The following is a 13,050-nucleotide window of genomic DNA, read 5'->3' as shown; positions in this document are numbered from 1 at the left end:
GGGCCTGCTCGCCGCCGCGGCCCTGTCCCTGGCGGCGCCCCCGGCCGCCGCGCCCGCCGGGGCCGCGCCCCCGTCGCCGCCGGGCCGGACCGCCCCCTCGTACTCCTTCGCCTGCTCGGTCGAAGCCGGCCCGTGGGAGTGCCTCGCCGAGTGCGAGAGCAGCGGACGGTGGCACATCAACACCGGCAACGGCTACTACGGCGGGCTCCAGTTCAAGCAGTCCACCTGGGTGGCGTTCGGCGGGCTCGCCCACGCGCCGCGCGCGGACCTCGCGACCAAGGAGCAGCAGATCGAGATCGCCCAGGAGGTGCTGCGCCACCAGGGCTGGGGCGCCTGGCCGGTGTGCTCCCGCAAGGTGCGCCAGGCGGGGCTCGACCACCTCGCGCTCCCGTCCGAGTCCGAGGGGCGCACCCACGTCGTGCGGCCGGGCGAGACCCTGGCCTCCCTGGCCCGGCGGTACCGGGTGCCGGGCGGCTGGCAGGCGCTGTACGCCGCCAACCGGCAGGCGGTCGGACCGGTCCCGGACCGGCTGGAGGTCGGCACGGTGCTCGTGGTGCCGCGAGGGCCGGTGGCACAGTCGCCGGACACGAAGCCGTCGAGTACGACTACGAACCCGTCGAGTACGCCTACGAAGCCGTCCGAGGCGAAGCCGTCCGGTACGAAGCCGTCCGGGGCGAAGCCGACGAGCACGAAGCCGTCCGGGCCGAAGCCCTCGGTCACGGAACCGTCGGGTGCGAAGCCCTCCGGGTCGAAGCCGCCCGGGGTGAAGCCGACCGGGTCCAAGCCGAGTCCGCAGCCGTCCGTTCCGCAGCCGCCGGGGACGAAGCCGCGTCCGCAGCCCCAGCCGTCCGCCACGAAGCCGCCCGTCCCGGAGCCGTCGACCCCGCAGGCACCTGCCTCTCAGCCCTCGGCCCCTCAACCCTCCGCCGCGCAGCCGTCGGCCCCGGAGCCTTCCGTCACGGCGCCGGCGGGCTGACCGGGCCGACCGGGTCGTTCGGGCGGGTGGCGTGTTCCGCGGCCTCGCCGCGGAACACCACCTCGCCACGGCGCAGTTCGTACACCACCACCGCCCGGCCCGCGCGTGCGCGCAGGCCGGGCGGCAGTCGTTGCTCGGCGAGCACCACGCACGCGTCCAGGCCGCCGAGCAGCGCGTACGTACGGGAGGCGACGGCCGGGGACATGCCCTGCGTGGGCTCGTCGGCGAGGACGGCGCGGGCGGCGGAGAGCAGGGCCCGGGACAGGGCCAGCATGCGCTGCTCGCCGCCCGACAGGGTGCCCGCGCGGCGCGCCAGGAGCGGGCGCAGCTCCGGGTAGGCCTCCAGTGCCGCGGTGACGTCGCCCCGGGCGTGCGCCAGTTCCAGGTTCTCGCGGACCGTGAGCGTGCCGAAGACGGCCTGCCGGTCCGGCACGAAGCACAGGCCGCGGCGGGCGCGCTCGTGCGCCCGGAGCCGGGTGACGTCCGCGCCGTCCCACACGACGGCGCCCCCGGACAGCGGGACGGCCCCGGCGAGGGCGCGCAGCGCGGTGGTGCGGCCGGAGCCGTTGCGCCCGAGCAGGACCGTCAGGCCCGGGGCGGGGGCGGCGAGGCTCACGCCGTGCAGGGCCTCCAGCGGGCCGTAGCGGACGCGGGCGGCGCGCAGTTCCAGGAGGCGGGGGCGGGCCGGGGTCACCGGACGCCGCTCCCCGGGCGGGTGTCGCGCAGGACGCGCCCCGCCGGTCCTGAGGCGGTGACGCGGCCCGCCGTCAGGACGTGCACGGTGTCGGCGAGGCCCGCCACCAGGTCCAGGTCGTGCTCGACGACGAGCAGGGCGGTGCCGTCCGCCGCGAGCGCCCGCAGGACGGTGGCCAGCGCCGTCACCTCCGCCGTGTCCAGGCCCGCCGCGGGCTCGTCGAGGAGCAGCACGTGCGGGTCGCCGGCGAGCGCCCGGGCCAGCTCGACGCGGCGCAGCGTGCCGGTCGGCAGCCCGGCGGCGGGGCGGTCCCGTACGGCTCGGAGGTCGAACAGGCGCAGCGCCCGGTCCAGCGCCGCCGCGTCGCGCACCCGGCCCTGTTCGGCGCCGACGCGTACGTTGTCGGCGACGGTCAGCGTGGGGAAGACCGCCAGTTGCTGGAAGGTCCGGGCGACGCCCGCGCGGGTGCGCGCGTGCGCCGGCAGCCGGGTGAGGTCGCGGTCGCCGAAGGTGACCCGCCCGCGGTCGGGCCGCACCGTTCCGGCCAGGCAGTGGAAGAGGCTGCTCTTGCCCGCGCCGTTGGGTCCGACGACGGCGGCCACCCGGCCGGGGGCCACCACGAGCGACACGTCGCGCAGCGCGGTGTAGTGCCCGTACGTGAGCCACAGGTGGTGCGCGGCGAGGACGTGCTCCCCACCGCCGCGCCGCCGCCGGGCGCCGCTCCCGCCGGGCGGCCGTGCGGGCGCCGACGGGGTGCCGCCGCGGGCCGCCGTCCCGCTGGGTGCGGGGTCCGCGCCCTGCTCGTCGAGTGGGACCGGGGCCGGGGGCGCGGAGGAGGGCGCGCGCGGCTCCGGGCGCCCCGCACCATGCGCCGGAGCCGGAGCCGAGGAAGCAGTGGGAGTCGGAGCCGCAGCCGAGGCCGCAGCGGGCGCCGCGCCGGAGGCCAGGGCGGTCCGGACCCGGGCGCCGAGAGGGGTGAGCCGTGGCCGGCGCCGCAGGCCCCGCGTCGCCGCGCGCAGCGCCTCGTACGGGCCCCCGGGGAAGCGCCCGACGAGGATGGCCAGCACCCCGATCACGGCGGCGGCGACCCCGCCCCGGGTCCCCGCGTCGAGGCCGACGAGCAGCGCCGCCGCGAGCAGGGCCCCGAGCAGGCTGTCGGCGCCCAGCACGACCACCGCCGCGAACCACAGCAGCCCGCGCACGGGGTCGTACGCCGCGGGGTCGAAGGCCCGCAGCCCCATGCCGAGCATCCCGCCGCCCAGGGCGGCGAGCGCCGCCCCCACGACGAACGCGGTCAGCTTCAGGGAGCGCACCGCGACCCCGGCCGCCGCCGCCCCGGCCTCGTGGTCGCGCATCGCGGCGAGCGCCCGCCCGGTGCGGCCCCGGCGCAGCGCCGCCACGAGCAGCAGGGAGCCGCCGAGCAGGGCCAGTTCGATGAGGTAGTACGCGCGGTCGCCGGTGAGGCCCGCGGGCCGCCCCAGGGTGAGGCCGGAGGTCGCGTACGGCTGCGCGAACACGAAGCGGCTGACGCCGACCCCGACCGCGAACGTCGCGAGGGCGAGCGCCAGGCCGTGGCGGCTGATCGCGGGCCAGCCGGTGAGCAGGCCGAGCGGCGCGACCAGCAGCACGGCGACCGCGAGCGCCGCGAGCGCGGGCAGCTCGGGCAGCCCGGGGAAGCGGCCGTTCACCAGGAGCGCGGTGAACAGGGCGCCCAGGCCCGCGTACGCCGCCTGCCCGAGGGAGATCTGCCCGCCCCGGCCGGTGACGACGACGAGGGAGAGCAGGATGACGCCGAGGGCGGGGACCTGCACGGACGTGGTGAGGTCGGGGCCCGCGAGGCCGAGCGGCAGCAGGAAGAGGACCACGGCCACTATCCACGCGCCCGCCGGGGTGGGGACCCGGGCGGTGGCCGTGCGGGGCAGGGCGTCGCCGGTGCCCACGCCGGGCAGGACGAGCGCGGCGACGAGCAGGGCGACGACGAAGAGGTTGGCGCCGACGGCCTGGAGCAGGGGCTCGCCCCACCCGGACGGGTGCAGACGCGTGAGCTGGCTCTGAGCGACGCCCACGGCGAGGGCCACGACGACCGCCACCGGCAGGTTCCGCATCCGGGCCGCCACGGCGACGGCCACCACCTCCATGACGAGCAGCGGCAGGCCGTACGGGTCGAGGCGGACGTACGGGGCGAGGAGCACGCCGGTCAGGCCCGCGGTGAAGGAGCCGAACGCCCAGCCCGCCGCTGCGAGGCGGTCCGCGTCGATCCCGGCGAGCACCGCGAGGCGGCGGTCGTCGACCACGGCGCGGAGCTGTCCGCCGAAGCGGGTGAAGCGGGTGACCGCCCCCACGGCGAGCGCGAGCGCCACGGCGACCGCGAGCTGGCCCCACGGATCGGCGGAGAGCAGCGTCGGCGCGTCCGCCCGCGCGCCCTGCCCCCAGATGAGCGCGGCCCCGCCGACGAGCAGGACGAACACGCCGATCGAGGCGACCAGGGTCTGCGCCGGGTCGCCGCCGAGGACGGCGAGCGGGCGGAAGACGGCGCGTTCGAGCACCAGGCCGATGGCAGGGGCCACGACGAGGAGCGTCAGCGCGGCGGCGAGCGGCAGCGGCCAGCCCCACTCGACGGTGAGCTGGCGCAGCAGATAGGCGCAGACCATGGCGATCGCTCCGTGCGCGAAGTTGAGCACGCCCGTCGCGCGGTGGGTGACGACCAGGCCGATGCCGGTGAGGGCCGCGGCGCTGCCGACGGAGAGCCCGGCCAGGGTGAGGTCGTAGCTCAGGGAGGCCACCGGCTCAGGCCTCCGGGGGCTCGTCGGCCGCCGGGCCGGGCGGCGCGCAGACCGGGCACGGGGTCAGGCCGCCGTCCGCCGGGGCCGCGGGGTCGACGGTGGTCGCGCCGGGCTTGCCCGCGACCAGGGGGCAGTCGGCGCGGTGCCACAGCGTCCCGCCGGGCAGCGCGCGCAGCTCGTCGCCCGTGGCCACCGGGGCGGGCACCCGTTCGGCCCCCGCGGCCGCCGGGTCCTGGCCCTCGGCGGTGACGAGCAGGGCGTACAGCTCCTCCACCCGGGAGGTGGCGAGGGCGCCGCGGCCGTGGGCCAGGAGGACCGCGCCCGCCACGATCAGCGCGGCGCCGGGCACCGTGCAGGAGGCGAGGTAGGGCAGTTGCCGCTCGGCGAAGCGCTCGCCGGAGACGCCGTACCAGCCGATGACGCAGAGCACCGCGCCGGTGGCGAGCGCGGCGAAGGCCGTCCAGAGCATCGGGTGCACGCCCCGCAGCCAAGCCGTGCGGGAGGCGGCGGTCCGGGCGGCGGGGGAGGCGCCCGCCCCCGGTGCGGGCGCGGCGGCCCGCGCCGAGCCAGTGGTCCGGTCCGTCCTTGCCGCCCGCATCCAGGCCCCCTGGGAGACGTCGGTTGGTCGTCGCAGCGGCCGCCGGGACGACCGGTGCGGCCGAGGCGCCGGTGCTGAACAGGCGTCCGGTGGGTCTGTTCATGGCAGCCGATGGCTTGCACTATGCCTTCTGGAAGCTGACCCTGAAAGCACCGGGCGCTCTTCGCCCGGTCCGACACCCGGTGGTGAGCCAGATGGTTCTCTGGACCGACCCCAGGCGGGGGAGCGATCTTCGGCGGGGGAGGGTACGGAGCGCGGCGCTGGCGGCCGCCGCGGTCCTGCTGCTCACGCCGGCCGCCGTGGCCTGCGGTGACGACAGCGGGGACGACGACAGCGGCAGCCCGCCGCCGCAGCCGTCCGTGACGTCGAGCAGCCCCGCGGAGGCCGCCCGGCCGGCCGATCCGAAGGCCGCCGAGAAGGAGGTCCGGGCGAACTGGGAGAAGTTCTTCGACCCGGCCGTCTCCCTCAAGGACAAGGAGTCCGTCCTCCAGGACGGCGCCAAGATGCGGCAGGTCCTGCGGGGCTTCAGCGGCGACGAGCGCGGCAAGCAGGTGCGGGCGCAGGTCGCCGACGTCGAGTTCGTCTCGGCCACCGAGGCCGACGTGACGTACGCGCTGACCCTGAAGGGCGCGACCGCGCTGCCGGACGCGAGCGGCACCGCCGTCCAGCAGGACGACACCTGGAAGGTGTCCGTCAAGACGCTGTGCGCGCTCGTGAAGCTGAGCGGCAACGCGTCGCCGGGTCCGGGCTGCTGAGTCTTGGTCCGCCCGCGGACACTCGGCGCGGCGCTCGCCCTGGTGGCGCTCCTGGCGGGCGCCGGCTGCGGCAGCCGCCTGCCGGAGAGCGACTTCGAGCGCCGCGCGACCGGCGCGGCACCCGACGGGGGCGGCCCGCCCGTCCGGGTCGGCGTCCTCACCAGCGCCACCAGCCCGGTGGGCGGCTCGGCCTTCACCGGGCCCCGCGACGGCGCCCGGGCCTACTTCGACGCGCTGAACGCGCGCGGCGGCGTCGACGGCCGGAAGGTCGAGGTGCACACCTGCGACGACGGCGGCAGCGGCGTCGGCAACAACGACTGCGTGCACAAGCTGCTCGACGAGAAGAAGGTCGTCGCCCTGGTGGCCACCACCGTGCTCGACTACGCGGGCGCGCCCCGGGTGTCCGGGGCGGGCGTGCCCGACATCGGCGGCCAGCCGATCGGCGCCGCCTACGACACCTATCCGCACCTGTACGGGATCTACGGCAGCTCGGCGCCGCGCGACGGCGAGCCGGGCTGGGACGGCAAGCTGTACGGCGGCACGGAGGTCTACCGCTACTTCAAGCGGGAGCACGGGGCGCGCACCGCCGCCGTCGTCTCCTACAACCAGGCCGCGTCGGCGGCCTACGCCCGCCTGGTCAAGCGCGGCCTGGAGCGGGAGGGCTACGAGGTGGTCACCGAGCAGGTCGACTTCGCCCTGCCGAACTTCCGGGCCGCCGCGGCCGACCTCAAGGACCGGGGCGCCGATCTGGTCTTCGACGCGATGGACACCCACGGCAACGCGCGGCTGTGCGCGGCGATGGACGACGTGGGCGCCGAGGTCACCGCGAAGGTCACGAACGTACAGAACTGGTCATCCTCGGTCGCCGAGGACTACAAGGACGCGCCGCGCTGCCGCAACGCGCTGTGGGCGACGGGTTCCAGCCGCAACTACGAGGACACCGGCCACCCGGCGGTGCGCGCGTTCCGCGCGGGCATGGAGAAGGCCGGGAAGGGGGCGGGCTCGCTCTCCCAGTGGCAGCTCGAGGGCTGGGCAGCGGCGCTGTGGTTCACCGACGCGGCCCGCTCCTGCACGGCCTCCGGGGGCGATGTCACCCGCGCCTGCGTGGACCGCTTCATGAGCCGCGGCGAGCCCTACGACGCCGACGGGCTGCTGCTCCCCGTCACGTACGAGAAATCGGCCGAACCGCCTACGAGCCGCCGGACCTGCGTGTCGGTGGCACGCTGGAAGGACGATGAGGGCTGGGTCACACAGGGCGACATGAACCGCACCTGTTTCGACGTACCACAGCTCTCCTACCAGCCATGACCGGTGTACCAGTCACGGAGTTCCCCATTCCGGATTGCTGTCGCGCAGCAGTTCGGGAACAAGGCGGGATATGGACCCAACCTTTGGCCCTCGATTGCCGTCTAACCCCTCGGTAGACGGACGAGACGGACTGTCCACGAGCAAGCGCTGGATACGGGGACGTATGCATATCTCTTTCCTGATTCACAACGCGTACGGGATCGGAGGGACGATCCGGACGACGTACAACTTGGCGAACACGCTCGCCGAGCAGCACGACGTGGAGATCGTGTCGGTGTTCCGCCACCGTGACGCCCCTGTCTTCACGCCCGACCCGCGGATCAGGCTGCGCCACCTCGTCGACATCCGTAAGGACAGCCCCGGCTACGAGGGCGACAGCGAGGCCTACCGGACCCCTGCCACGGTCTTCCCGAGCGCCGAGGGCCGCTACGGGCAGTACAGCGCCCTCACCGACGAGCGGATAGCGGCCCACCTCGGCTCCCTCGACGCGGACGTCGTCGTCGGCACCAGGCCCGGCCTGAACGTGCACGTCGCCCGCCAGACCCGGCGCGGCGTGCTGCGCGTCGGCCAGGAGCACCTCACCCTCGACAGCCACTCGCGGGAGCTGAAGCTCCAGCTCCGCAGCGTCTACCCGCGCCTCGACGTCCTGACCACGACGACTGAGGCCGACGCGCGCGCCTACCGCAAGCGGATGCGGCTGCCCGGCGTGCACGTCCAGGCCGTGCCGAACCCGGTGCCCGCGCCCGCCGTCGAGCCCGCCGACGGCTCCCACAAGTGGGTCGTCGCCGCCGGCCGGCTCGCCCCCGTCAAGCGGTACGACCTGCTGATCCGCGCCTTCGACAAGGTGCGCCGCGAGCGCCCCGACTGGCGCCTGCGGATCTACGGCGGCGGCAAGCAGAAGGACAAGCTGCGCCGCCTGATCGACGACCTCGGCCTGTACAACCACGTGTTCCTCATGGGCCCCGCCCACCCCATCGAGCCCGAGTGGGCCAAGGGCTCCATAGCGGCCGTCAGCTCCAGCCTGGAGTCGTTCGGCATGACGATCGTCGAGGCGATGCGCTGCGGCCTGCCCGTCGTGGCCACCGACTGCCCGCACGGCCCCGGCGAGATCATCGACAACGGCGTCGACGGCCGCCTCGTGGAGGTCGGCAACCCCGACGCCATCGCCGGCGGGCTGCTCGAACTCATCAATGACGACGCGCTGCGCCGCCGGATGGCGAGCGCCGCGCTCAAGGACTCCGAACGCTTCGACCCGGCGCGCATCGCCGAGCGCTACGAGACGATGTTCGGCGGCATGCTCCAGCGCGACGGATCGCTGGGCGGCCGGATGCGCGGCTCGATGCACCGCGCCAGAGGCGTCCTGCTCAGCGGCGCGTACGCCGTACGGGACGTGGGAAGAACCGCACCGACGAAGGGGCGCTTGGCATGACGGCCGTGTCCACCCGGGACACCCTCGGTACCGACGAAGCACGCGCGGCCGGACAGGGCCCCGACCAGCCGCAGCCACCGCGCGCGGACTGCATCGCCGACTCCGCGGGCGGTCTCACCTTCGACATCACCGACCCCGGCGGCGAGGGCGCCGCCCACCTGCTGCTGCACCTGCGCGACTCCGAGCCCGCCGTCGAGGTGCGGCTGCCGCTGACGCCCGCCGCCGACGGGCGGCTGCGCGCCGCGCTGCCCAGCAGCGTCGAGCTGGCCGAGGGCCGCTGGAACGCCTACGCGGAGGTGGACGGCGAGGAGCCGCGCCGTCTGGTGCCGGGCCTCAACGACCTGCGCTCGCTGGTCGACCGGGTGCCGAGCGGCAGCCGCGGCCACGTCTTCGTCCGCATCCCCTACGTCACCAAGCAGGGCAACCTCTCCGTGCGCGCCTGGACGCGGGCGCCGCACGCCGAGGCGGGCGAGCTGGACATCGCCGCCGACGGCCTGACCGCGCACGGCCGCGTGTACGGCACCGAGCTGGGGTCCCGCGCGCGCGTCGAGGCGGTGTTCCGCACCGGGCCCGAGCGCGTCGTGCGCGCCGACGTGACCGCGCGCGGGCCGGAGTTCACCTTCCGCCTGCCCTACGCCGACCTCGCCGACGGGCACGGCCCCTGGGACCTGTGGCTGCTGCCGGACGGGGACGAGGGGCCCCGGGTGCGCCTTGCCCGGCTGCTCGACGACGTCGCCGACAAGAAGCCGATCTTCACCTACCCGGTGACGGCGCTCACCGCCGGGACCGGCCGGGTCGAGGCGGGCCCGTACTACACGGCCGACAACGACCTGTCGGTCATGGTGCGGCAGGCGTCCGGCTGACCCCGGGCCCCGGGGCATCGAGGACCGTAGCGGTCCGCAAGGGGCGGGAGAATCACCCCCATGTTGGAGACCTCCGCACGACTGCTACGGCTGCTCTCGCTGCTCCAGGCCCACCGGGAGTGGTCGGGCGCGGACCTCGCCGAGCGCCTCGGCGTGACCCCGCGCACGGTCCGCCGCGACGTGGACCGGCTGCGCGAGCTCGGCTACCCCGTCAACGCCAGCCCCGGCACCGGCGGCGGCTACCAGCTCGGCGCGGGGGCCCAACTGCCCCCGCTGCTGCTCGACGACGACGAGGCCGTGGCCGTCGCGGTGGGCCTGCGCACCGCGGCCGGGCAGGGGATCGAGGGCATCGGCGAGAGCTCGGTGCGCGCCCTCGGCAAGCTCGAACAGGTCCTGCCGGGCCGGCTGCGGCGCCGGGTCGGCGCCCTGAACGCCTACACGGTGCCCATGCTGCACACGCCCCGGGAGCGGGCCGTCGACCCGGCCGTGCTCACCGAACTCGCCGCCGTGTGCCGGGACTCCGAGCGCCTGCGCTTCGACTACCGCGACCACGGCGGTGCGTCCAGCCGCCGCGCGGTCGAGCCGCACCGCCTGGTGTGCACCGAGCGCCGCTGGTACCTCGTCGCCTGGGACCTGGACCGCGGGGACTGGCGCACGTTCCGCGCGGACCGGATCACGCCCCGGCCGCCGCACGGCCCGCGCTGCGCGCCCCGCACCCCGCCCGCCGACGACCTCGCCGCGTACGTCTCCCGGGGCGTGTCCACCCGCGCGTACACCGAGCAGTCCACGATCCGGCTGCTGGTGCCGCTGGAGGAGGCCGCGCGGCGGGTGAAGCCGCTGGACGGCACCCTGGAGGCCGAGACCGAGGGCACCTGCCTGCTGCGCACGGGCGGGGCGAGCCTGGAGTTCCTCGCCTTCCACGTGCTCTTCCTGGGCCTGGAGTTCGAGGTGGTGGAGCCCGTGGCGCTCATCGACCGGATTCGCTCCGCCCGGGATCTCCTGAGCCGGGCCCTGGACCGGGGTGATCCGTCTGGTCGTCCGGCGCCCGCAGCGCCGCCACCTCCGGATGGTGCAGGTCGAACGCCGGGGACTCCGAGCGGACCCGGGGCAGCGTGACGAAGTTGTGCCGCGGTGGCGGGCAGGAGGTCGCCCACTCCAGGGAGCGGCCGAACCCCCAAGGGTCGTCGACCTGGACCGTGACGCCGTACTTGGCCGTCTTCCAGAGGTTGTAGAGGAACGGCAGCGTGGACAGGCCGAGCAGGAACGCGCCGATGGACGAGATGGTGTTGAGCGCGGTGAAGCCGTCGGCGTCCAGGTAGTCGGCGTAGCGCCGGGGCATGCCCTCCGCGCCCAGCCAGTGCTGGACGAGGAACGTGATGTGGAAGCCCATGAACAGCGTCCAGAAGTGGATCTTCCCGAGCCGTTCGTCGAGCATCTTGCCGGTGAACTTCGGCCACCAGAAGTAGAACCCGGCGAAGGTGGCGAACACGACGGTGCCGAAGACGACGTAGTGGAAGTGCGCCACGACGAAGTAGGTGTCGGTGACGTGGAAGTCCAGCGGCGGCGAGGCCAGGATCACCCCGGTGAGGCCGCCGAAGAGGAAGCTCACCAGGAAGCCCGTCGCCCACAGCATCGGCGTCTCGAAGGACAGCGACCCCTTGAGCATGGTCCCGGTCCAGTTGAAGAACTTCACGCCCGTCGGGACCGCGATGAGGAACGACATGAAGGAGAAGAACGGCAGCAGCACCGCGCCGGTCGCGAACATGTGGTGCGCCCACACGACCACCGACAGGCCGGTGATGGCCATCGTGGCCCCGACCAGCGGCAGATAGCCGAAGATCGGCTTCCGGCTGAAGACCGGGATGATCTCCGTGATGATGCCGAAGAACGGCAGCGCGATGATGTAGACCTCCGGATGCCCGAAGAACCAGAAGAGGTGCTGCCACAGCAGCGCGCCTCCGTACTGGGCGTCGAAGACCACGGAGTGGAAGCGCCGGTCCGCCTCCAGGACGAGCAGCGCCGCCGCGAGCACCGGGAACGCGATCAGCACGAGGATCGAGGTGAACAGGACGTTCCAGGTGAAGATGGGCATCCGGAACATGGTCATGCCCGGCGCCCGCATCCCGATGATGGTGGTCAGGAAGTTCACCGAGCCGAGGATCGTGCCGAAGCCGGACAGCGCGAGCCCCATGATCCACAGGTCGGCGCCGATGCCGGGGGAGTGCTCCAGGCGGTTGAGCGGGGCGTAGGCGAACCAGCCGAAGCTCGCGGGCCCGCTCGGCACGAGCAGCGAGCCGAGCACCATCAGGCCGCCGAAGAGGAACAGCCAGTACGAGAGCATGTTCAGACGCGGGAACGCCACGTCCGGGGCGCCGATCTGGAGCGGCATGATCTCGTTGGCGAAGCCCGCGAACGTCGGCGTCGCGAACAGCAGCAGCATGATCGTGCCGTGCATCGTGAACATCTGGTTGAACTCTTCGTTGGTCATCACCTGCAGGCCGGGGCGGGCCAGCTCGGCGCGCATCAGGAGCGCCATCACCCCGGCGATCAGGAAGAAGACGAACGACGTGATCAGATAGAGATGGCCGATCTTCTTGTGGTCGGTGGTGGTGAGCCAGTCGACGACGATCCGGCCCGGTGTCCGCTCCCGCGCCGGACGCTCCGCCGCCCGCACCGTCTCCGTCCCCATGCCTGCCCCTTCGCCGTCGCGTCCTGGGCTGCCCGAAGCACAGGCCATGATGCTCGCGTGCCCCGGACTCCGACAGGGGGCGTACGGCCGCAGTGCGCCGGGGCGCGCTCCGGCCCGCGGTACCCGAACGAAGGGAATCACGAATTCCCCGCACTCCGTCACCTCCCGTACGGGGCCCGGAAATCGGAAAGGGAAAGGGCCAGGAGAAGGCATTCGCGGGGATTCGTACAGGCCTTCCCGGGGTTCTCCATCACCCCGGCGACGGCACTTGGGGAAGGCCGTGCGAAACGGTCGCGAGAACGTCGGAGTTCGCCCCGAATTCGGCCCGGACGGGGACGGAACCGCTCGTACGTGTGACGGAGTCGGACCGAAACGCACGTCGTGATCCTGTGACAAAAGCGTGACCGGAGGGGTATCCGTGACGCATGGTGCGCGGGCCGGCCCTTCCGTGCCGCGACCCGGCCGCCTACCGTGGCGGACATGGCACCCATCCCGACTCCCCCCGTCGAACCCCAGGACAGCCCGGACTCCTACGTCGGCCTCGACGCCGCCGAGGCCGAGAGCCGGGCGCGCGCCCGCGGCTGGACCACCGTGAGGTCGGTGCCGCCGGGCACGTTCATCACCATGGAGTACCTCGCCGGACGGCTGAACTTCGAGGTCGAGGACGGCCGCGTGCGGCGCTCCTGGAAGGGCTGACCGTCCGCAGGCGTCCGTACGCGGCGAAGGCCCCGGCTCCTGGGCGGAGCCGGGGCCTTCGCGGTGCCGGGACTGCGGGGCGCGGGGACTGCGGGGCGCGGGGGTGGCTGTGCGTACCGTTCCCGCGGCGCCCGCGGGGTCAGCCGCCGGCGAGGGGCCGTGCCGAGGTGCCGCGCACCCGCTCCGGGTGCTGCGGCCGGCGGGGGCCCGTCGGGGTCACCGGGGTGCGCTCGCAGCGGGCGGTGTGCGGGCCCGGGGC

10 protein-coding genes and 1 pseudogene are annotated in these 13,050 nt (G+C 74.6%); 7 read left to right on the top strand and 4 right to left on the bottom strand.

Annotated features, from left to right (window positions below; genetic code table 11):
• Positions 1–976, top strand: a 976-nt coding sequence (locus tag IE330_RS39935; RefSeq protein WP_308439072.1) for a LysM peptidoglycan-binding domain-containing protein, incomplete at its 5' end; no start/stop codon positions are given.
• Here IE330_RS39935 and IE330_RS34870 read toward each other — a convergent pair.
• From IE330_RS34870 to IE330_RS34860, 3 genes are read right to left on the bottom strand one after another with little or no spacing between them, the layout of a single operon-like run.
• Positions 957–1,670 carry an ABC transporter ATP-binding protein gene (locus IE330_RS34870; RefSeq protein WP_190140191.1) on the bottom strand — a complete coding sequence of 238 codons (714 nt, stop codon included), beginning with the start codon at positions 1,668–1,670 and terminating at the stop codon, positions 957–959. The genes IE330_RS39935 and IE330_RS34870 overlap by 20 nt on opposite strands.
• Positions 1,667–4,453: an ABC transporter permease subunit gene (locus IE330_RS34865; RefSeq protein ID WP_190140190.1), complete on the bottom strand. Its 2,787-nt coding sequence runs from the start codon at positions 4,451–4,453 to the stop codon at positions 1,667–1,669. The genes IE330_RS34870 and IE330_RS34865 overlap by 4 nt, the downstream gene beginning before the upstream one ends.
• Before the next feature lie 4 nt (positions 4,454–4,457).
• Positions 4,458–4,922, bottom strand: a complete 465-nt coding sequence (locus tag IE330_RS34860) for a hypothetical protein (RefSeq protein ID WP_190140193.1) — start codon at positions 4,920–4,922, stop codon at positions 4,458–4,460.
• 323 nt (positions 4,923–5,245) lie between these two features.
• Between IE330_RS34860 and IE330_RS34855 the strand changes: the two genes are divergently transcribed.
• The 5 genes from IE330_RS34855 (at position 5,246) to IE330_RS34835 (ending at position 10,522) form a co-directional block, all read left to right on the top strand.
• A complete protein-coding gene (locus IE330_RS34855; RefSeq protein ID WP_190140189.1) occupies positions 5,246–5,806 on the top strand; it encodes an MTB12 C-terminal domain-containing protein in 561 nt (186 codons plus the stop codon).
• Positions 5,807–5,809: 3 nt separating this feature from the next.
• On the top strand, positions 5,810–7,114 hold the full coding sequence (locus IE330_RS34850) for an ABC transporter substrate-binding protein (protein WP_190140188.1): 1,305 nt from the start codon (positions 5,810–5,812) through the stop codon (positions 7,112–7,114).
• A gap of 163 nt (positions 7,115–7,277) precedes the next feature.
• Entirely contained in the window at positions 7,278–8,543 is a 1,266-nt protein-coding gene (locus tag IE330_RS34845; RefSeq protein ID WP_190140187.1) for a glycosyltransferase family 4 protein, read from the top strand.
• On the top strand, positions 8,540–9,406 hold the full coding sequence (locus tag IE330_RS34840) for a hypothetical protein (protein ID WP_229926140.1): 867 nt from the start codon (positions 8,540–8,542) through the stop codon (positions 9,404–9,406). Before IE330_RS34845 ends, IE330_RS34840 begins: the two co-directional genes overlap by 4 nt.
• Positions 9,407–9,466: 60 nt before the next feature.
• Positions 9,467–10,522: a helix-turn-helix transcriptional regulator gene (locus tag IE330_RS34835; RefSeq protein ID WP_190140186.1), complete on the top strand. Its 1,056-nt coding sequence runs from the start codon at positions 9,467–9,469 to the stop codon at positions 10,520–10,522.
• Position 10,523: 1 nt separating this feature from the next.
• On the opposite strand, the pseudogene ctaD reads toward IE330_RS34835, so the two are convergent.
• Positions 10,524–12,095 (bottom strand): annotated as a pseudogene (ctaD, locus tag IE330_RS34830) (aa3-type cytochrome oxidase subunit I); the annotation flags it as partial.
• A gap of 480 nt (positions 12,096–12,575) precedes the next feature.
• Between ctaD and IE330_RS34825 the strand changes: the two are divergent.
• Positions 12,576–12,791, top strand: coding sequence for an I78 family peptidase inhibitor (locus IE330_RS34825; RefSeq protein ID WP_190140185.1), 216 nt, complete (start codon positions 12,576–12,578; stop codon positions 12,789–12,791).
• Positions 12,792–13,050: the final 259 nt, after the last annotated feature.

The organism is Streptomyces longispororuber (assembly GCF_014656095.1).
Classification (GTDB): domain Bacteria; phylum Actinomycetota; class Actinomycetes; order Streptomycetales; family Streptomycetaceae; genus Streptomyces; species Streptomyces longispororuber.
This window is presented reverse-complemented; position numbering and strand designations above follow the sequence as displayed.